Source organism: Sphingomonas sp. (assembly GCF_039595165.1).
Lineage (GTDB): Bacteria > Pseudomonadota > Alphaproteobacteria > Sphingomonadales > Sphingomonadaceae > Sphingomonas.
The window spans coordinates 1-20008 of record NZ_JBCNMA010000056.1 but is presented as its reverse complement, the minus strand read 5'-3'; the positions used below and the strand labels follow the sequence as shown (position 1 = coordinate 20008).

General features: G+C 67.8%; 14 protein-coding genes. 11 read left to right on the top strand and 3 right to left on the bottom strand.

Annotation, left to right across the window (positions count from 1 at the left end; all coding sequences use genetic code 11):
• The coding region (locus ABDV68_RS11130; RefSeq protein ID WP_343520003.1) for a calcium-binding protein at window positions 1–1242 on the top strand (1242 nt) is incomplete at its 5' end.
• A gap of 25 nt (window positions 1243–1267) precedes the next feature.
• On the opposite strand, the gene ABDV68_RS11125 is transcribed toward ABDV68_RS11130, so the two are convergent.
• Complete coding sequence (locus tag ABDV68_RS11125) at window positions 1268–2449, bottom strand: serine hydrolase domain-containing protein (protein WP_343520002.1); 1182 nt, start codon at window positions 2447–2449, stop codon at window positions 1268–1270.
• A 13-nt stretch (window positions 2450–2462) separates the two neighbouring features.
• Entirely contained in the window at window positions 2463–4868 is a 2406-nt protein-coding gene (locus tag ABDV68_RS11120) for a penicillin acylase family protein (RefSeq protein ID WP_343520001.1), read from the bottom strand.
• 257 nt (window positions 4869–5125) lie between these two features.
• Here ABDV68_RS11120 and ABDV68_RS11115 point away from each other — a divergent pair, with 257 nt between their 5' ends.
• From ABDV68_RS11115 to ABDV68_RS11075, 9 genes are all read left to right on the top strand, one after another.
• Window positions 5126–5728: an RNA polymerase sigma factor gene (locus tag ABDV68_RS11115; protein WP_343520000.1), complete on the top strand. Its 603-nt coding sequence runs from the start codon at window positions 5126–5128 to the stop codon at window positions 5726–5728.
• Window positions 5697–6680: a FecR domain-containing protein gene (locus ABDV68_RS11110; RefSeq protein WP_343519998.1), complete on the top strand. Its 984-nt coding sequence runs from the start codon at window positions 5697–5699 to the stop codon at window positions 6678–6680. The genes ABDV68_RS11115 and ABDV68_RS11110 overlap by 32 nt, the downstream gene beginning before the upstream one ends.
• Before the next feature lie 154 nt (window positions 6681–6834).
• Window positions 6835–10071 carry a TonB-dependent receptor gene (locus tag ABDV68_RS11105; RefSeq protein WP_343519997.1) on the top strand — a complete coding sequence of 1079 codons (3237 nt, stop codon included), beginning with the start codon at window positions 6835–6837 and terminating at the stop codon, window positions 10069–10071.
• A gap of 38 nt (window positions 10072–10109) precedes the next feature.
• Window positions 10110–11738, top strand: coding sequence for an alkaline phosphatase D family protein (locus tag ABDV68_RS11100; RefSeq protein ID WP_343519995.1), 1629 nt, complete (start codon window positions 10110–10112; stop codon window positions 11736–11738).
• Window positions 11735–12883, top strand: coding sequence for a hypothetical protein (locus ABDV68_RS11095; protein WP_343519994.1), 1149 nt, complete (start codon window positions 11735–11737; stop codon window positions 12881–12883). The genes ABDV68_RS11100 and ABDV68_RS11095 overlap by 4 nt, the downstream gene beginning before the upstream one ends.
• Before the next feature lie 46 nt (window positions 12884–12929).
• A complete protein-coding gene (locus tag ABDV68_RS11090; RefSeq protein ID WP_343519993.1) occupies window positions 12930–13151 on the top strand; it encodes a hypothetical protein in 222 nt (73 codons plus the stop codon).
• Window positions 13152–13154: 3 nt separating this feature from the next.
• The gene (locus ABDV68_RS11085) at window positions 13155–13526 is read left to right on the top strand and encodes a hypothetical protein (RefSeq protein ID WP_343519992.1); all 372 of its coding nucleotides are present in this window, start codon (window positions 13155–13157) and stop codon (window positions 13524–13526) included.
• Window positions 13527–14018 (top strand): hypothetical protein, encoded by a 492-nt coding sequence (locus ABDV68_RS11080; RefSeq protein ID WP_343519991.1) that lies wholly within the window; start codon window positions 13527–13529, stop codon window positions 14016–14018.
• 169 nt (window positions 14019–14187) lie between these two features.
• A complete protein-coding gene (locus tag ABDV68_RS11075) occupies window positions 14188–18174 on the top strand; it encodes a calcium-binding protein (RefSeq protein WP_343519990.1) in 3987 nt (1328 codons plus the stop codon).
• A 24-nt stretch (window positions 18175–18198) separates the two neighbouring features.
• Here the strand turns inward: ABDV68_RS11075 and ABDV68_RS11070 are convergent, their stop codons facing one another.
• A complete protein-coding gene (locus ABDV68_RS11070; RefSeq protein WP_343519989.1) occupies window positions 18199–18588 on the bottom strand; it encodes a DUF1244 domain-containing protein in 390 nt (129 codons plus the stop codon).
• 73 nt (window positions 18589–18661) lie between these two features.
• Here ABDV68_RS11070 and pyk point away from each other — a divergent pair.
• Window positions 18662–20008 (top strand): pyruvate kinase (gene pyk / locus ABDV68_RS11065; protein ID WP_343519988.1); only part of this gene is annotated, 1347 nt, incomplete at its 3' end.

Below are 20008 nucleotides of genomic sequence, written 5' to 3'. Positions count from 1 at the left end.
ATGCTGACCTATGCCGGCACCGGCAGCTTCTTCGCGATCGGCAACGACCAGGGCAACAACATCATCGCCACGGCGGGTGCCGGCCACACCATTTACGGCATGGGTGGCGACGACGGCATCACCAGCGGCGACGGCAACGACACGCTCTATGGCGACGACGGTGCCGACGTGATCTATGCCGGCGGCGGCAACGACAGCCTGACCGGCGGCGCCGGGACCGACATCCTGCTCGGCATGACCGGCGACGATGTCTATTTTATCGACGACGCCAGCGACATCGTCGCCGAGGCGGCCGGCGAGGGCAATCGCGACGAGGTGCGCACGGCGCTGTCGAGCATGCAGCTCAGCAGCCATGTCGAGATCCTGACCTATATCGGCACCGGCAGCTTCGTCGGGGCCGGCAACGACCAAGGCAACAACATCGTCGCCACCGCGGGGAGCGGCCACACCATCCATGGCTGGGGCGGCGACGACGGCATCACCAGCGGCGACGGCAACGACACGCTCCATGGCGACGACGGCAATGACGTGATCTTCGCTGGCGGGGGCAATGACAGCCTGACCGGCGGCGCCGGGGCCGATCTCCTGATCGGCATGACCGGCGACGACAGCTATCATGTCGACCGCGCGGGCGAGGTGCTGGAGAGTGCGGGCCAAGGTACCGACACGGTGTTCGCCGACATGGCCGGGCAGATGTACCTCCTCGACGCGAATGTGGAGAACCTGACGCTGGTCGGCACGACTCTCTACGCGGTCGGCAACGACGCGGCGAACGTGCTGACGGGCAGCGCGTCGACCAACTGGCTGATGGGCGGCAATGGCGACGACCGGCTCAACGGCATGGGCGGGGACGATGTGCTCTATGGCGATGGCGGGGCCGACACCTTCGTGTTCGGTACCGGGTCGGGCGTGGACCGGATCGCCGATTTCCGGGTGGGGATCGACAAGCTCGACCTCTCCGCGCTGGGCTTCGCCAATTTCGACGCGGTGCTCGCGGCGACCCAGGACGACGGCAGCGGCAACAGCTTCATCGAGCTGGGCGGCGGCAATCGCGTGACGCTGACCGGGGTGACCAAGGCGCAGCTGACCAGCGGCGACGTGATGCTCACCGGCAGCGGCGCCGCAGCGGGGTTCACGCTCGCGGAGGCCGGGGCGGACTTCGCGCCTGCCGAGGATGCGGCACCCGACCTCGTGCTGCTCGGCATCGCGCCGGACGACGCGCTGCTCGCCTACATTTTCTGAGCCGGGAGGGGCTTCGGCCCCTCCCCTATCGCGCCGCCTTGCACAGCGCGTCCGTCGCCAGCGCCACGCGCGATTCCGCGGTGTTGCGGTTGCCGGGATCGTTGCGCACGCCGCGCGTCTCGGTGTTGAAGGCGAGCAGCGTACCGAGATGCTGCTCCGGGCAGAGGCTAAGATAGGCGCGGAAGCCGTTCTGGTCGCCATTGTGGCCGATGACGCGGATGCCGTCGATGCGGTCGATGAAGAAGCTCAAGCCGACCTGGGTGGTGCTCGCCATGCGGCCCTGGCTGAAATCCTCGCCGGCGGGGAGCTGGGGGCGCCACATCGCCTCCAGCGACGCGCGTTTGAGGATGAGGTCGTAATCCGCCTGGCGCGCGGGGTCGCCGAGCAGGAAGGCGACGTATTTCGCCATGTCGGGCAGCGGGGCGTTGAGGCCGCCGTTGGAGACGGTCACGCCCGTGTCGGCGTCGAACGGCGCGGCGACGCGCTTGCCGCCGCGGATATGATAGCTGTGCGAGCGGTGCTTCAACAGGTGCGGCGGCGTGCGGTCGAAATAGCTGGCGTGCATGCCGAGCGGGCGCAGGATGTTCTTGTCGACATAGACTTCGTAATCCTCGCCCGAGAGGCGCTCGATCACCTGGCCGAGATAGACGATGCCGGGGTTGGAATAGCTGAAGCGGCTGCCGGGCTTGAACTGGACCTCGGTATAGGGGAGCATCGCCTCGAGCTGCTTCCAGCTCGGCGGCTCGAACGGCTGCCAGTCCTGGTCGCGCCACGGCCAGGTGCCGTTGCGGAAGCCGGCGCTGTGGCTCATCAGCTGGCGGATCGTGATCGCGCCGGTGTCGCCATGGGGATTGTGGACGCGGGCGAGCTCGGGGACGTACTTCACGATCGGATCGTCGAGCGACAGCAGCCCGCGATCGCGCAACTGCATGATCGCGATGCCGGTCATCGTCTTGGTGATCGACGCCCAGTGATAGATCGTCTGCGCATCGACCGGGACATGCGCGTCGGCGTCCTGCTCGCCGAGATGTTCGGCGGCGACCGTGCGGCCATTGCGGATAAGGTAGAAGCTGCTGCCCGCGATGTCGGCGCGCTCGACCTCGGCGCGGTGGAGCTTGCGGAAGTCGGCAAGGGCGCGATCGAATGGCGCGTCCTGCGCTGCGGCGGGCGTGGCGAGCAGGAAGCAGGCGGCGATGTGGCGGAGCATGGGCCCCTTCCCTTCAGGACGGTTTGAGTATGGTGCGCGCGGCTGCGGCCTTGTCCACCGCGGCGCCGCTGTAGAGCAAGGGGAGCGTGTCGCCGGCGATCCACGAACCGTACTGGTCGCGATAGTGCGGCGAGCGCGGGTCGATCGACTGGCCGGGGAGGATCAGGATCCGCGAATTGTCCCACGCGCCGACGTCGATCACCTGCTGGTAACTCGATCCGCCGCCGACGTTCCAGCCCGGGCCGGAGCCGAGCCAGCGCGCCATGACGGTGTAGCCGTCGCCGCCCGAACCCTGCCCCTCGATCGCCGGGAACGCCTTGGCGATGGCCGGGATCGCCGAGAGCGGATGGCGCAGGCGCACCTGGTGCAGCGTGCCCCAGCGCCACGCGGCGGGATCGGCGCCGAGCAGCTGCTGCGCCGAGACCCAGCCAGCGGCGAGCGCGGCATCGAGGATCGCGTCGCGCGCGCCTTGAGGATCGGCACCGAGGCGGGCGTCGGGCCTGGCGAGCAGGCCGAGCAGGATCGAGGGCGCGATCTCGGTGACGAGGTTCTTCGCCTGCGCGGGCACGATCGCCGCGAGCATGCGCTTGCCGAGGTCGCGCCAGACGATCTCGAACAGGGCAGCGGGGGCGCTATCGGCGTCGAGCCGGGCGTCCCAGCCGCGCAGCAGATCGACCGCGGGCCTGGCGGAGGCCGAGGGATTGGCGGGCAGCTGCGCGAGGAACTGGCGCGCGGGGGTGGAGAGCGTGTCGTGCTGGAGCGCGATGCTGTCGGCGATACTGTGCCTGCGCTGCTTCTTCAGCACATCGGCGATGCGTTCGTAGCGATAGGGATCGCGGAACGAGAAGGCGGGAATGCGGTCGCGCGGCCAGTTATCGGGCAGGTTGTTCTGGTTGGCCGAGGCGAACCAGCCCTTGGCCGGGTTGTACTCGCTGGGCAGCGAGCTGAAATTGCGCATGCCGGTCCAGTCGTGGCTGCCGTCGCCGGGCACCGGGAGCAGGCCGTCGCCGGCCTTGCGCACCGGCACGAAGCCGATCACCTGCCAGCCGGTGTGGCCATCGACATCGGCATAGTGGAAGTTGGTCGGCGACGGGTGGAAGGCGAACGCCTTGCGCAGGCTCGCCCAGTCCTTCGCCAGGTTGATCGCGATCATCGCGAAGCAATCGGCGGCGCCCGGCTGCATCGCGACGGTGGTGAGCACGCTGGCGCGGCGGCGGGCGGGATCGTGCGCGATCACCGGGCCCTGCACCGCGTAGCGATGCGTCACCGTCTCGGCCGCGCCGTCCTTGACCGGGATCGTCTCGGTGACCGTCTCGAAGCGCTTCCAGCCGCCACCGTGGCGGTACTGCTCGGGATCCTCGGGGTGGAGCTCGAGGATGAACAGGTCGCTCTGGTCGATATGGAAATTGGTGCGGCCGAAAGCGAAGCGGTCGGTATGCCCTTGCATGATGCCAGGCAGGCCGGGCGAGCCGCCGCCGATCACGTCGAGGCCGGGCGCGGTCAAGTGCGCGACGTGGCGCGGGCTGAACCCGCCGATGCCGAGATGGGGGTCGTTGGCGAGGATCGGACGGCCGGTGGCGCTGCGCGACGGCGCGATCGTCCAGGCGTTGCTGCCGGCGTTGCCGCGATCCGCGGAGGTCGCGTGATCGAGCGAGGAGACGCGGGGCGCGGGCGCGGCGGGATCGGCTGCGGGCGGCTCCCCGCCAAAGGGCAGCCGGCCGATGCGCAGCACGCCGAGATCGGCGTCGGTGACCGCGGCGGCGTCGAGCCCCTCGGGCACGGTCATCGTCCAGGCGGGGCGCAACGGCGCGACGATTGCGTCGAGATCGAGCAGGCCGAGCGCGGCGAGCTGCGCGCGGCGGACGCTGTCGTCGGTATTGCCCTCCGACGCCTCGCGCTGGCGCACCAGATCGTCGAGGGTCCACTTGAGCGGGGCGATGCCGAGGATGCCGTATTCGAGCGGGAGCAAGGCGGGGTCGGCGGTCACCTCGTCGATGCGCGCGTTGACCCCGGCGACATAGGCGCGGGCGCAGGCGAGGACGTCGGCGGGGATGCGCGCCAGCTCGGCGTCGAGGTCGCCGCGGAAGCGGAACAGGCGTGCGACCGCGTCGTGCCTGGCGAATTTCGGGCCGAACGCCTCGGCGAGGCGGCCGAGATCGCGGCGATAGGCGAGGTCGATCTGGAACAGCCGGTCGCGCGCGACGACATAGCCCTGCCCGAAGAACGCGTCGGGGATCGTCGCCGCGCGGATGTGCGGAATGCCGAAGCTGTCGTCGACGATCTCGATGGGGGCGTTGAGGCCGGCGACGGTCCGGTTGCGTGCAACGGTCATCGGACGAACCCGTATCGGTGCGCCGGCGGCCGGAACCGCGGCCAATGTGGCAGCCGAACCTAGCAGGAACCAACGACGGTTGAACATCGGCAAATCCCCCACTGCCCCCGGCCTGGCCGCGAAAACTGGCGTCGCGCACGAGCGGTGTCCATGCCGCAAGCATGGGACGGCAATAGACGGCGGTTATAGGGTGGCCAAGAAATCGCGCCGGTCGCACGGCTCCTGCCGTCGCAAGCGCGGGCCCGCTGCACAATCACTGTCACATTCGCCGACTAACCGGCCCTCGACTCGCCGTTAGCGCTCCCCTGCGGACCGTGAGCGGCGGCGCCATGCGGGGACAGGTGATGCGCGCGATCGATCGGGAACGGACGCGGTGGTTCCTCCGCAACGTGCTGCCGCACGAGCAGGCGCTGCGCGGCTGGCTGACGCGCCGCCAGCCGCACGGCCTCGAGATCGACGACATCATCCAGGAGGCCTATGCCATCCTCGCCGATCTCGAGAGCGTCGAGGACATCCGCTTCCCGCGCGCGTACCTGTTCCAGGTCGTGCGGTCGGTGATCACCAAGCACGTGCGCCGCGCGCGCGTCGTGTCGATCCGCACGATCGACGACCTGGCCGATTTCGAGCACGCCGACGACGCGCCCTCGCCCGAGCATATCGCGATCGACCGCGACCAGCTGCGCCGCGTGGCCGAGGCGATCGGCGCGATGCCCGAGCGCACGCAGGAGGCGTTCATCCTGCGCCGCGTCGACGGCCTCGCCCAGCGCGAGATCGCCACGCGCATGGCGATTTCCGAGAATACCGTGGAAAAACATATCTCCCGCGGGCTTCGTTTTCTCATCGATTGGTTTGGCCATGGCGGAAATGCTCTGGCAGATACCTCTAGGGTGAGAGATTCGGAGATTGTTTCCCTAGATGACCGAGCGCGAATCCAGTCGGTACATTGACGCGACCGCTGCCGACTGGATTGCGCGGCTCGATCGCGGGCCGCTGACGAACGAGGAAGCACAAGCGCTCGAGGCGTGGCTGGCGGGCGACCCGCGGCGTCGCGGGGCGATGCTGCGCGCCGATGCGCTGTCGCTGCTGAGCGAGTCCGCCGGGGCATTGGCACCGCAGTTCGAGCCGACTCCGTTCGCGCCCCCCGCCGCGCCCCCGCCGCCCGGGGTCTCGCGGCGGCGGATGCTCGCCTGGACCGGTGTCGGCGGGCTCGCGGCGGCGTCGCTCGGCGTGCTGGCGATCACCACTCAGCCAGCTGCGGCGATCACCACGGGCCTGGGCGAGGTGCGGCTGGTCACGCTCGACGACGGGTCGACGGTGATGCTCAACACGCAGAGCGGCATGCGCGTACGCTATGGCGACACGGTCCGCCGCGTCGAGCTGCTCTATGGCGAGGCCTATTTCACGGTGGTGCCCGACCAGCGGCGCCCGTTCGTGGTCGACCTGCCCGGCAAGCCGCTGCGCGCCGCGCGTGGGACGTTCCGCGTGCGCAAGCTCGAGGGCAAGCCGGTCGACATCCTGGTCGACCAGGGCGGCGTGTGGCTGGGCGAGGCGGGGACGGCGGATGCGGTGCTGCTGCGCGCCAACACGCGGCTGGTGCTGCCCGACGCGGCGGGCACCCCCCTTCCCGTTCCGGAGACGATCTCCACCGACCATGTGTCGCGCGCGCTGGCGTGGCGTGAGGGCAAGATCGCGTTCGAAGGCGATCGGCTCGACCAGGCGGCGGCGGAATTCGCGCGCTACAGCCGCACGCGGATCGAGATCCGCGACCCCGCGCTGGCGGGCGAGCCGGTCACCGGGCTGTTCGCGGCGAGCGACCCGGCGGGTTTCGGCCGCGCGGTGGCCAGCGTGTTCGACGCCAAAGTCGAGCAGCGCGACGGCGCCGTGATCCTGACGCGATAGGCGATCGACGCTCGTTGAACCCTCCCCCGCCAGGGGGAGGATTAGTCGGACCGACATCCCAACAAATTTTTGCGGACCCAAGGGCGGTAATCGCCGCGCCGGGACTCTCAGGCTCCGAACGGGGCGGCGCTTGCCGCGAGCAAAGGGGCCAAACATGTATTTCCGCACTTCGATCCTGTCCGGCACGGCCGTCATCGCGCTGGCCGCCGCGGCGCCGGCGCACGCGCAGAACCGCGCGTTCGACCTTCCGGCTCAGCCCGCGATCAAGGCGATCCCGGAATTCGCGCGCCAGGCGCACATCCAGATCGTCGCCTCGGCGCGCGACCTGGAGGACGTGCGCACCCCCGCGATCAAGGGACGCTTCGACGTGCGTGCGGCGCTGCGCCGGTTGATCGCGGGAACGCCGCTGCAGATCGCCAGCGACGACGGCCAGATCGTGACGCTGCGCTCGACCCGCGCGTCGGCCTCGCCGCAGTCGGGCCGCGCGATCGGCCAGGGCACGCTGGCAGGGCGCGTACTCAACACCGCGACCGGCGAATATGTGCGCAACGCCGAGATCCGCGTCGAGGGCACGACGATGGTGGTCTATTCGGACGAGGGCGGTAATTTCCGCCTTGCGGGGCTCCCCGCCGGCCAGGTGACCTTGGTGGTGCGCTACGCCGGCCTGCAGGAAGTGCGCACGACCGCGACCGTCGCCGCGGGCGAGGTGGCGACGCTCAACATCGACCTCAACGCGCAGTCCTTCGCCGCGAACGACGAGATCGAGTCGGTGACGATCACCGCGGCGCGCGACGGCCAGGCCGCCGCGATCATGGAGCGCCGCGCCGCCCCCAACGCCAAGACCGTGGTCGCCGCCGACAATTATGGCGGCCTTACCATGGGCGATGTCGGCGAGTTCATGAAGAACATGCCGGGCCTGTCGCTCGACTATACCGAGGTCGACGCGACCGCGGTGCGCATCGGCGGGCTCGACCCCAAATACTCGACCTTCACCACCGACGGCGCGCGCATGGCGACGGCGACCTCGAACAACAACAATGGCCGCCAGAACTCGTTCGAGCAGATGTCGATCACCGGCATCGAATCGATCGAGCTCAACAACACGCTGACCGCGAGCATGGATGCGGATTCACCGGGTGGCAGCATCAACCTGCGCAGCAAATACGCCTTCCAGCGCAAGGGCCGCCAGCTGCGCTTCCAGGTCGGCGGCGTCGGCACTTCCGATTCCGCGTTCACCGCGGCCTATTTCCCCGACGACCGCAAGCATCCGCGCATCTACCCCTCGGCGCAGATCGGTTATAACGACGTGCTGCTCGGCGGGCGGCTCGGCATCGCGTTCAATGCGAGCTACAACGCCAACTACGTCCAGCAGGACCGCATCCAGACCGACTGGTCCTATTTGCCCGACGGACGGGTGATGCCGTACCAGGTGATGTGGCGCCCGGGCCCCAAGTTCACCAGCCGCACCGCCGCTAACCTCGCGCTCGACTACAAGTTCAGCGACAAGCTCGCCTTCTCGCTGCGCAGCACCTATTCCTTCTATGACGTCGAGTATTTCAACCAGTATACCTACCTGATCTTCGGCACGACGACGGTGTCCCGCGCGACCGCGGACTCGACCCCGACCCACATCGTGGTCAATCCGAACGGCACCAACACCCGCCTGCACACGCAATATTCGCACCGCTATGCCGGCACGCCCGCCTATCTCGTCGCCCCCAAGCTGGAATATCGCGGCGACACGTTCGAGGCGACGCTGCGCGGGAGCTATTCGAGCTCCGAGTTCAACTTCCGCGACAACAGCAAGGGCTTCTTCCAGCGAACCGACAGCTACCTGACGCGGATCGGCTTCACGCTCGACCGCGCGTCGGAGGACTCCAACGCCTGGACGCTGACTCAGACCGCGGGCCGGCCGTGGGACGACCCGCGCAGCTTCAATCGTGACGACGATATCGGCAACAACATCCGCACCGCCGAATCCGACGCGGTCAACGAGATGTACGGCGTCAATCTCGACCTCAAGAAGAAGTTCGAGCTGGGCGAGGTGCCGGTCACGCTGATGGCGGGCGGGCTGGTGCGCACCAATGACTGGCGCACCAACGAGGGCTCGTACGACCAGTTCCAATATGTCGGCCCGACCGGCGACCTGACCCAGAAGGCGCCCGAGGCGGTGATCCCCTGGACGCAATTCTACCAGTTCCAGATCCATGGCTTCGACGCCGGCAACATGAATGCGCAGGGCTGGCGCGCCGACAGCAACTACGCAATGTACGACATCTATCGCGAGCACCCCGAATATTTCGTGCCGGACACGCTGGGCAATCTGAAGCGCGACCTCGACAACGACAAGCGCGTCAAGGAAGACATCTACGCCGGCTATTTCGAGGTGCAGGCGCGCGCCGGGCGGGCTGCGTTCGACCTCGGCCTGCGCTACGAGAAGACCAAGACCGCGGCGCGCGTGGCGAACATCCGCACCGCGGACGAGGTCGCCGATGCCGGCTATTCGCTCAACACGGTCGAGGGCCTGCTCTACCAGTATAACGGCGGCACCTATTCGACCCGCCACGGCGAGTATGACGACTGGTTCCTGAGCGGCGGGATCAAGTACGACTTCACCGACAAGCTGGTCGGCCAGATCGCCTTCAGCGACTCGATCCTGCGTCCCGACTACGGCAATCTCGGCGGCGTCGTCTCGGTCAACGACACCACGATGATCGTGTCGGTGCCCAACCCGCTGCTCAAGCCCGAGCATTCGACCAAATATTACGCGCGGCTGCAGTATTTCCTCGAGCCGTCGGGGATCATCGCGGTGTCGGGCTTCAAGCTCGACATCAAGGACATGCAGATCACCGGGATCGAGGTGAACCCGGAGGATGTCGGCTTCGATCCGAACGACTATCTCGGCTACACCTTCCGCAGCGCGCAGAACGCGCCGGGCACCAGCACCAACAACGGCCTGACGCTGGAATATGACCAGCAGCTGACCTTCCTGCCGGGCGCGCTCAAGGGTTTCGGCCTGCGCGGGTCGTTCACGCTGGTCGACCCGGACGGCGAGCGCCAGAACCTGCCCGAGCGGGCGGCGAACTGGGGCGTGCGCTACAGCCGCAGCGGCTTCGACTTCCAGCTGACCGGCAACTGGCAGTCGAGCTATCGCACCAGCGCGCTCGGCAATACGCCGACCACCGCCAACAACGGCATCCTCTATCGCGCCGCGCGCGAGCTGTGGAACGTCAGCGCGAGCTACAAGATCAACAAGAATTTCGAGGTGATGCTGGCCGGCCGCAACATCTTCAACGCGCCCGACATCGTCTATTCGAACGTGCGCAGCCGCGTGCAGCAGTACAGCATCTACGGATCGATGTGGAATCTCGGGATCAAGGGCAGCTTCTGACCTCCCCCGCGGCAAAAGCGTGATTTCGGAGTAACGACATGGTCCTGAACATCGATCGCCGGCAGCTGGTTCTTGGCGGCGGCCTCGGCCTCGGCGCGCTGCTGCTGCCCGCCGGGCGCGGGCTGGCGGCGGAGCTGGGCGGCGCGCGCGGCTTCACGCACAATGTGGCGAGCGGCGAGCCCGGGCAGGATTCGATGCTGCTGTGGACTCGCTACGTCCCCGCGGACGGCGAGAGCATCGTGCGGCTCGATGCCGAGATCGCGCTCGACCGCGAATTCACGCGCAAGGTATCGGGCGGCACGGTACGCACCGGCGCGTTCCGCGACTGGACCGCGAAGGTCACCGTCGACGGGCTCGCGCCGGGCACGGTCTATTGGTACCGCTTCGTCGCGCCGGACGGCAGCAAGTCGCCGGTCGGGCGGACCAAAACGCTGCCCGGCGACGATGCCGCGCGCTTCGGGCTCGGCGTCTTCTCCTGCTCCAACCTGCCCAATGGCTGGTTCAACGCCTATGCCCATGCCGCGGCGCGCGACGATCTCGACCTGTGGCTGCACGTCGGCGACTATGTCTACGAATATGGCAACGCCTCGTACGAAGGGAAGCGGATCGCGGAACGGCTGCCGCTGCTGCCCGACCACGAGATGGTCGCGCTGGCCGACTATCGCCTGCGCTTCGCCTGCTACCGCGCCGATCCGGACCTGCAGAAGCTGCACCAGATGGCGCCGATGCTCGCGCTGTGGGACGATCATGAATCGACCAACGACAGCTACGAGTCCGGCGCGCAGAACCACCAGCCGGCCCGGGAAGGCGAGTGGAACGTGCGGAAAGCCGCCGCCATGCAGGCTTATCGCGAGTGGCTGCCGGTGTCGGACGAGCCGTGGAAGGCCTATCCGATCGGGACGCTGGCGACGCTCTACCGCACCGAATCGCGCCTGCTCGCGCGGACCAGGCCGGCCGATCTCAATGCGGCGTTCAAGGCCGCGAACCCCGATGCCGCGCTGACCGCGTTCCGCGACGGCGAGTGGCAGGATCCGTCGGCGACGATGCTGGGCACGACGCAGGAGATCTGGCTGGCGCATGCGTTCAAGGCCAATGCGCGGACCACCGCGTGGCAGCTGGTCGGCATGGGCACGATCCTCGGGCGGACCGTGATGCCGGCGGCGGCGGCCGACTGGCTCAAGCCCGATGCGAGCGCGGGCACCGTCGCCAAGTTCCGCAACCATATCCGCGCGGCGAAGCACGGCGTGCCGATGTGGATGGACCGCTGGGACGGCTATCCGTCGGCGCGCTCGCGGCTGCTGCGCGCGGCGCAGCGCGCCGACGCCGACCTGGTGATGCTGTCGGGCGACAGCCATAATGCCTGGGCCTATGCGCTCGCCGAGGACGGCGAGCCCGCGGGCGTCGAGTTCGCCGGACAGGCGGTCACCTCGGGCGGGATGGAAGGCGGCATGGCGGCCGATCCCCGGATCGTGGCACAAGGCTTCATGGCGGCCAATCCCGAGCTCAAATGGGCCGACACCAGCCGTCGCGGCTATCTGATGGTCGAGGTCACCCCGCAGCGCGTGACCGGCGAGTGGCTGTTCCTCGATACGATCAAGGAACGCTCGACCAAGCTCGCGGGCACGCACCGCATGCAGGTCCAGCGTGGGCGGAGGGTGTTCGCGTGAAGGCGCCGGCGCTGCTGCTCCTGCTGCTCGGCGCTGCCCCGGGGGTGGAGGGGCAGCACGCCCCTCCCCCGACGCTGCCGCTGACCCAGAATGGCGGGACCTGGGCTTCGGGCCATGTCCAGGGCATCGCGGTCGATATGCATCGCGGGTACATCTATTACTCGTTCACCAACCTGCTCGTGAAATACGACTTCAGCGGCAAGCTGATCGGCACGCTGACCGGCTGGACCGGACATCTCGGCGACCTCGATTTCAACAGCGCCGACGGCAAGGTCTACGGCTCGCTCGAGTACAAGAAGGACAAGGCCTTCTACATCGCGGTGATCGACGTCGCGAAGATCGACCGCGTGGGGATCGACGCCGGCGCGAGCGACGTGCTGCGCACCGTCTATCTGCCCGAGGTCGCGAAGGACTATGCCGCCGACGTCAATGGCGACGGCCGCTTCGATGGCGACGACGGCAAGTTCCGCGACGATGCCGCCGCCTCGCCCGATCACCGCTACGGCTGCTCGGGAATCGACGGGGTGGCGTTCGGCACTGCGTTCGGGCGCAGCGACGGGCCGCAGCTGCTCACCGTCGCCTACGGCATCTATGGCAACACTACGCGGACCGACAACGACCATCAGGTGCTGCTGCAATACGACGTCAGCGACTGGGCCAAGCTCGCGCGCCCGCTGGTCGAGACGGCGCCGCACCGCGGCGGTCCGGCGGCGGTGAACGGCAAATATTTCGTGCGCACCGGCAACACGACCTATGGCGTGCAGAACCTCGCCTATGACGCGGCGTCGCAGCGCTGGCTGATGGGCGTGTACCAGGGCAAGAAGACGGCCTTCCCCAACTATCTGCTGTTTGCGGTCGAGGCGAAGACCCGGCCGGTGCGCGGCGACCTGGTCGGCGTGCCCGGCGCGGGCGGCAAGGGCTGGGAACAGGGCGCGCTGCTCGCGCTGGCCGAGGATGGGCTCAGGGATCCGGCAAGCGGCATTCGCGGGTGGAACCAGAAGGCCGATGTGGGGCTGCAGCCGGTCGGCGGCGGGCGCTTCTACCTCGCGCGCAACGGGGGCGGCAAAGGCGCGCAGACCGCGGACCTGACATTGGTGCGCTGGACCGGCGATCCCAAGGCGCCGCTCGCGCCCGTGGAGGACTGACACCTTCCGCCGGCTCGCGCGTTGAGGTTGCGAGAGGAGCCGAACCATGCGCGACAATAGCGGCCAGGGTAAGTCCAACAACAACCTGCACGATCCCACGCTCAAGGAACATGAGGCGGAGGCCGGCCACCGCGCGCCGCTGCCCCAACCGGGCGAGGATGCCAAGATCGCGGGCAACGCGTCCGAGCGGGGCGAGGATCCCTCCCCCGACGATCGCGAGCGCGGCGAAACATCGGACGCCGATCACGCGGCGCCGCTGGATCGCTGACGCATGGCGGTGACCGGCTGGCTGCTCGACCCGGGCGAACGCGAGACGCTGCTCGAACGTTTCCCGCCCGAATGGCCGGACGTCATCGCCCACCACGTCACGCTCGATGCACGTGCGCGCGACGACACGCCGTTGCCGACCGCAACGCAGGGCGAGATCGTCGGCGGGATCAACGACGGCGAAGGGTTGCAGGCGCTGGTGGTGGCGATCGACGGCACCATCGACCGGCCCGACGGCAGCACCTACCACATCACCTGGTCGCTCGATCGCGCGCGCGGCCGCGAGCCGATCGACAGCAACGAGGTGATCGCGGAACGCGGTTATCGCCCGCTCGACGATCCCGTGCCGATCCGCCTGATCCCGGCGATCGTCTAGATGCAGCTGTTCCTCGACTGCGACGGCGTGCTCGCCGATTTCGACCGCGGGGCGCAGGCCGTGCTCGGCGCGCCGCCGCGTGTGTTCGAGAAGCGCCACGGGCTGCCCGCCTTCTGGAAGCGGCTGGCGAGGGCGCCCGACTTCTACGGCACGCTGCCCCTGATGCCTGGCGCACAGCGGTTGTTCGACGCGGTGGCGCATCTCGATCCGGTGATCCTCACCGGCTGCCCGATGGGCGGCTGGGCCGAGGCCCAGAAGGTGCGCTGGGCGGCCGCGCATTTCCCCGGCACGCGCATCATCACCTGCATGGCGCGCGACAAGCGCCGTCACGCCAATGCCGGCGACGTGCTGGTCGACGACACGCTCAAGCACCGGCATCTATGGGAGGAAGCCGGCGGGACGTTCGTGCATCACCGCGATGTCGACACGACGCTGGCGGAGCTGCGCGAACTTGGTGTCGAGGTACGCGATCCGGCGTCGGCGCCGGCGTGAGCGCGGAGACCGGGACAACCGGGCGCGTGCGACGATGAATATCATGCTAAAGACTTGTCGCCGTCACAATCGCGACTAAGCTTTGGCGTGGGGGAATTCCGGTTTCAGCCCAGGCGGTTGAGCACGCGAGGTCCGTCCACGCGACGTGCGTGGTTTCGAGGGGGAAGATATGGTTGCGACGGGTACGGGTCAGTTCGAGTATCGGGGGGACTCGGACTATCTGCGGGTGCGGCTCGAAGCCGGGAAAACCTACCAAATCGACGTCAGCAATATCCCCAACATCGTGCTGAAGCTGTTCCTGCCAGATGGAACGCCGTTCACCGCGCCGGGCCAGTTTTCGAATCTCCTCAACGTCGTCGCGCCGACCACGGGCGACTATTGGGTTTCGGCGACGGATTTCCAGGGTGCACGCCCATACTCGGTCAATGTCACCGACATGAACGACGCGACGCCCGCCGATATCACGACCAATCTGACGCTCGCGGTCGGCCAGACGGCATCGATCTCCCAATCAAGCGCCTTCAACCGGGATTGGCACCGCGTCGAGCTGACCGCGGGACAAAGCTATGTCATGTCGACCACCGGCTTCGTGAATCAGATGTATATCGCCGACGCGACCGGGAAACTCGTCGAATTCGGCTCGACCAGCCTGCATTTCACCGCTGCCACCACCGGGACCTACTATCTGAGCACACTGTCGACCAGCTCGTATACGGTTTCGCTGAACGCGGTCGCCGATGATCGCGGCGAGACGGCAGCGACCGCCGGGAGCTTCGCCATCGGATCGCCTGCGACGGGCACCTGGGAAGCGAGCCAGGATGTCGACTGGCATACCATCACGCTGTCCGAAGGGAGCTATCTGTTCAACGTCGGCGTGGGCAGCGGCGTCTCTTCGGGGCCGATCCGAATCTACGATGCATCGGGCAATCTGCTCGAGGCAGCTACGGACATTTCGTCGCTCATCTTCTCGGCGAGGACGGCCGGCACCTATTATATCGCAGCGCAGGGCGGAACCAACAACGGCAACGCGGCCTATACCGTAACCGCGACCGCACTACCGAACGACGTGCCCGATAACGCCAATACGACACGGACGGTGGTCGTGGGCAGCTGGACCAATGGCATCTGGGAAGGTCTGGCCGACTCGGATTGGATCGGCGTGGAGCTGACCGCCGGCCAATCTTACGTCTTCCAGCAGACGGGCGGAAATTTTTCGACCACGGTCGACCTGATCGGGCCCGACGGCAAGCTGCTCGCCGGCACGCCGGTCAACCTGATCGGCAACATGGCGCTGTTTTCCTATACCGCTGCCACGACGGGCAAATATTATCTGTCGGCCAACGGCAACCTCGCCGGCGGGGGCTACACTGTCGCCGTCAGCCGCTATGCCGACGATCTGCCGAACAATATCTCGACCACCGGCACGATGCAGGTCGGCATCGACCGCACGGTCACCTTCGAATCACAGGCCGACACCGACTGGTTCGCGATCGAGCTGGTCGGCGGCAAGAGCTATCGGCTCGTCAGGGAAGGAGGCTTTTACGGTCTCAACGCGTACGATGCGGCCGGCAATCAGCTGACGCGTCCCGAGCTGGGCGACGAACATTTCTTCGCGCCGACCAGCGGCACCTATTATATCGCCGTCAACGGCGGCAACGGCACGGCCCAGGTGCGCGTCGTCGAGATCCTGGACGACTACCGCGAGGACATGCTGTCGGCGGGCGCGATCCGCACGACCGTCAACGGCACCGCCAATGACGATGTGTTCACCGGCACGGCCGACCACGAGAGCATGCTGGGCGGCAACGGCAACGACCGCTTCGTCGCCGGCGAGGGCTTTGACATCTTCAACGGCGGCGCGGGGATCGACACGGCGAGCTTCGCCAATGCGTCCGCGGGCGTCACCGCCAACCTGATGCAGGGCGCGATCTTCACCGACGGCGTGCCGCGCATCCGCTTCAGCTCGATCGAGAATCTCGAAGGATCGGCGTTCGACGACGTGCTGACCGGGTCCGCGGTCGCAAACCTGCTCGACGGTGGTGCCGGCAACGATGTGCTGAATGCCGGCCCGGGGGACGATACGCTGCTGGGCGGCGACGGCAACGACACGCTGATCGGCGGCACGGGCGTCGACATACTCAATGGCGGTGCAGGGATCGACACGGTCGACTTCGCAGGCGCGGCGCTGGGCGTGACTGTGGCGTTGGGTTCGGCGGCGCTCAACGAGACGGTGACCTCGAGCGAAGGCGATCAGTTGACCGGCATCGAGAACCTCACCGGCTCGATCTATTGGGACGTGCTGACCGGCAACGAAGTCGCGAACACGCTGCTCGGCGGCGGGGGCAACGACACGCTGACCGGAAACGGCGGGGCGGACGTGCTCGACGGCGGCACCGGCGCGGACCTGATGACCGGCGGCACCGAGGACGACATCTATTATGTCGACGATGCCGGCGACCAGGTGGTCGAGCAAGCCAATGGCGGCAACCGCGACGAGGTCCGTTCCAACCTCTCTAGCATGCGGCTGGGCGATCATGTCGAGATGCTGACCTATGCCGGCACCGGCAGCTTCTTCGCGATCGGCAACGACCAGGGCAACAACATCATCGCCACGGCGGGTGCCGGCCACACCATTTACGGCATGGGCGGCGACGACGGCATCACCTCGGGCGATGGCGACGATGCGCTCTATGGCGACGACGGTGCCGACGTGATCTATGCCGGCGGCGGCAACGACCTGCTGCAGGGCGGCGCGGATGCCGACATCCTGCTCGGCATGTCCGGCGACGACACTTATCATGTCGACCGCGCCGGCGAAGTGTTCGAGAGCGCGAACGAAGGCATCGACACGGTGGTCGCCGGCTTCGACTATGCGCTCGACGCCAATGTCGAACGACTGACCCTGATCGGCGCCGCCACGCGCGGTACCGGCAACTGGCTCGACAATGTCATCACCGGCACGCAGCACGAGAATCTGCTCGAGGGCGGCGCCGGCAACGACACGCTGATCGGCGGCGGCGGCGTCGATACGCTGGTCGGCGGCGACGGCAATGACCGGCTGCTGAGTGGCGAAGGCGCCGACATCATGATCGGCGGCACCGGCAATGACGAATATTGGGTGAGCGACGCGGGCGCGCAGCTGACCGAGATCGAAGGCGAAGGCAGCGACACGCTGATCGTGGGCGTCTCCTACACGCTGGCGGCGGACCAATCGATCGAGTTCGTGAACATGAGCCTGCGCCCGGTGAATCACGCGCCCAACGACCTGCCGATCGACTTCACCGGCAACGAGTTCGGGCAGCGCATCGAGGCGACCGATGGCGCCAATGTGATCCATGGCGGCGGCGGCTCGGACTGGATCCTCGGCTATGGCGGCGACGACATACTCTATGGTGGCGACGACGTAGGCAACAGGCTCGAGGGCGGCAGTGGTGACGACCAGCTCTTCGGCGGTACGGGCACCGACTCGCTGAACGGGGGCAGCGGGCTCGACGTGCTGCGCGGCGGCAGCGGCAACGATGACTATTATGTCGATCGCGCGGGCGAGGTGTTCGAGAATGCCGGCGAAGGGATCGACTGGGTGTTCGCCGACATGGCGGGCCAGATGTACATCCTCGACGACAATGTGGAGAATCTGACGCTGTTCGGGACGACCTTCTACGGCGTGGGCAACGAACTCGACAACCAGCTGACGGGCAGCGCGTCGACCAACTGGCTGATGGGCGGCGGCGGCGACGACCGCCTCAACGGCATGGGCGGGGACGACGTGCTCTATGGCGATGGCGGGGCGGACACGTTCGTGTTCGGTACCGGTTCGGGCGCGGATACAATCGCCGATTTCCGCACCGGGATCGACAAGCTCGACCTCTCGGCGCTGGGTTTCGCCAATTTCGACGCAGTGCTCGCGGCGACCGAGGATGATGGCAGCGGCAACAGCGTCATCCATCTCGGCGGCGGCAACCAGGTTGTGCTGACTGGCGTGGCCAAGGCGCAGCTGACGGCGGGCGACGTGATGGTGGGCGGAGGCGGCGGGGCAGCCGCGGCCCTTACGCTTGCGGATGCGGGGACGGACTTCGCGCCTTCCGACGATGCGGCGCCCGACCTCGTGCTGCTCGGCATCGCGCCGGACGACGCGCTGCTCGCACACATTTTCTGAACCGGGAGGGCTCCGGCCCCTCCCTTACCTGCGAGGACCCGTCATCGAGGGCGGGTCACTCGCCGGGAAACTCTCGTCGAGCGCTTCGTCGAGCTCGGCCTCGCGCTTGTTGCGAGCGATGCTGGCGTTCATCCGGGCGATCTGCTCGGGCGTCGCCTCGCCCTGGTGCTGCGCCTTCCACTGCGCATAGGGCATGCCGTAGATCGCCTGGCGCGCGGCCTCCTTGTCGAGCTGGCCGCGGCTCGCTTCCTCGAGCCAGTCGGCGAGGCAATTGCGGCAGAAGCCGGCGAGACCCATCAGCTCGATATTCTCGGCATCGGTGCGGTGGCGCAGATGGCGGACGAGGCGGCGAAAGGCTTCGGCGGCGATGCGGTCGTCGATTCGGTCCAGCCTAGTGATGTCTGGCGTTGTCATTGTTCGCCTCCACGGTTGTATCATCGGCATTTGCCGTTAGGGAACGGCGCGCACAAGCTTGGAGATATCGGCGATGACGAAGGCAATGCACCCGCGGTCGCGAAAGGTGCGCGTGCTTGCGACGCTCGGCCCGGCGAGCAACTCGCCCGAGATGATCGCCGCGCTCCACGCCGCGGGCGCTGACGCCTTCCGCATCAACATGAGCCATGGCGACCAGGAGTCGAAGATCCCGGTGATCGAGGCGATCCGCGCGCTCGAGAAGAGCACCGGGCGCCCGACGACGATCCTCGCCGATCTGCAGGGTCCGAAGCTGCGCGTCGGCAAGTTCGCCGAGGGCAGGGTGACGCTCGAGACCGGCGCGACCTTCCGGCTCGACCGCGACAAGACCCCGGGCGACGAGACGCGCGTCGAGTTGCCGCACCGCGAGATCTTCGAGGCGGTGACCGAGGGCGCGCGCCTGCTGCTCGACGACGGCAAGATGGTGCTGCGCGTGACGCGTTACGGCATGGACTGGATCGAGACCCGCGTCGAGGTGGGCGGCGTGCTGTCGAACTCGAAGGGCTTGAACGTGCCCGACATGATCCTGCCGCTGGCGGCGCTGACCGAGAAGGACCGCAGCGACCTCGCCTTCGCGGTCGAGCAGAAGGTCGACTGGATCGCACTGTCGTTCGTCCAGCGGCCCGAGGATCTCGCCGAAGCGCGGCGGTTGATCGGCGGTGGCGCGGCTTTGCTCGCCAAGATCGAGAAACCGAGCGCGGTCACCCGGCTGGAGGAGATTGTCGAGTCGTGCGACGGCGTGATGGTGGCGCGCGGCGACCTGGGCGTCGAGCTGCCGCCGCAGACCGTGCCGCCGATGCAGAAGCGCATCGTCGAGACCGCGCGCCGCATGGGCCGCCCCGTGATCGTCGCGACTCAGATGCTCGAATCGATGATCACCTCACCCTCCCCGACCCGCGCCGAAGTCTCGGACGTGGCGACCGCGGTGTATGACGGCGCCGATGCGATCATGCTCTCGGCGGAGAGCGCGGCGGGCCAGTGGCCGATCGAATCGGTGACGATGATGGACGCCATCGCCGATGCGGTGGAGCGCGACCCGGCGCATGGCGACCGCGTGCACTTCACGGTGACCCGGCCCGATCCGACCACCGCCGACGCGCTGGCCGAGGCGGCCAAGTCGATCGCGGCGACGGTGTCGGCGACGGCGATCATCTGCTTCACCATGTCCGGCTCCACCGCGCGCCGCATCGCACGCGAGCGACCCTCGGTGCCGATCCTGGTGCTGACCCCCAAGGTCGAGACCGCACGCCGCATGGGCCTGCTGTGGGGCACGCATGCCGTCCACACCAAGGACGTCGATTCGTTCGAGGACATGGTCGCCAAGGCCAAGCGCATGGCGCTGCGCCAGGGCATCGCCAAGGCC

Excerpts from the sequence above, each read along its gene's own strand:
- ABDV68_RS11125 (WP_343520002.1), bottom strand. The coding sequence starts at position 2,449 with ATGCTCCGCCACATCGCCGCCTGCTTCCTGCTCGCCACGCCCGCCGCA.
- ABDV68_RS11120 (WP_343520001.1), bottom strand. The coding sequence starts at position 4,868 with ATGTTCAACCGTCGTTGGTTCCTGCTAGGTTCGGCTGCCACATTGGCC.
- ABDV68_RS11115 (WP_343520000.1), top strand. The coding sequence starts at position 5,126 with ATGCGCGCGATCGATCGGGAACGGACGCGGTGGTTCCTCCGCAACGTG.
- ABDV68_RS11110 (WP_343519998.1), top strand. The coding sequence starts at position 5,697 with ATGACCGAGCGCGAATCCAGTCGGTACATTGACGCGACCGCTGCCGAC.
- ABDV68_RS11105 (WP_343519997.1), top strand. The coding sequence starts at position 6,835 with ATGTATTTCCGCACTTCGATCCTGTCCGGCACGGCCGTCATCGCGCTG.
- ABDV68_RS11100 (WP_343519995.1), top strand. The coding sequence starts at position 10,110 with ATGGTCCTGAACATCGATCGCCGGCAGCTGGTTCTTGGCGGCGGCCTC.
- ABDV68_RS11090 (WP_343519993.1), top strand. The coding sequence starts at position 12,930 with ATGCGCGACAATAGCGGCCAGGGTAAGTCCAACAACAACCTGCACGAT.
- ABDV68_RS11085 (WP_343519992.1), top strand. The coding sequence starts at position 13,155 with ATGGCGGTGACCGGCTGGCTGCTCGACCCGGGCGAACGCGAGACGCTG.
- ABDV68_RS11080 (WP_343519991.1), top strand. The coding sequence starts at position 13,527 with ATGCAGCTGTTCCTCGACTGCGACGGCGTGCTCGCCGATTTCGACCGC.
- ABDV68_RS11075 (WP_343519990.1), top strand. The coding sequence starts at position 14,188 with ATGGTTGCGACGGGTACGGGTCAGTTCGAGTATCGGGGGGACTCGGAC.
- ABDV68_RS11070 (WP_343519989.1), bottom strand. The coding sequence starts at position 18,588 with ATGACAACGCCAGACATCACTAGGCTGGACCGAATCGACGACCGCATC.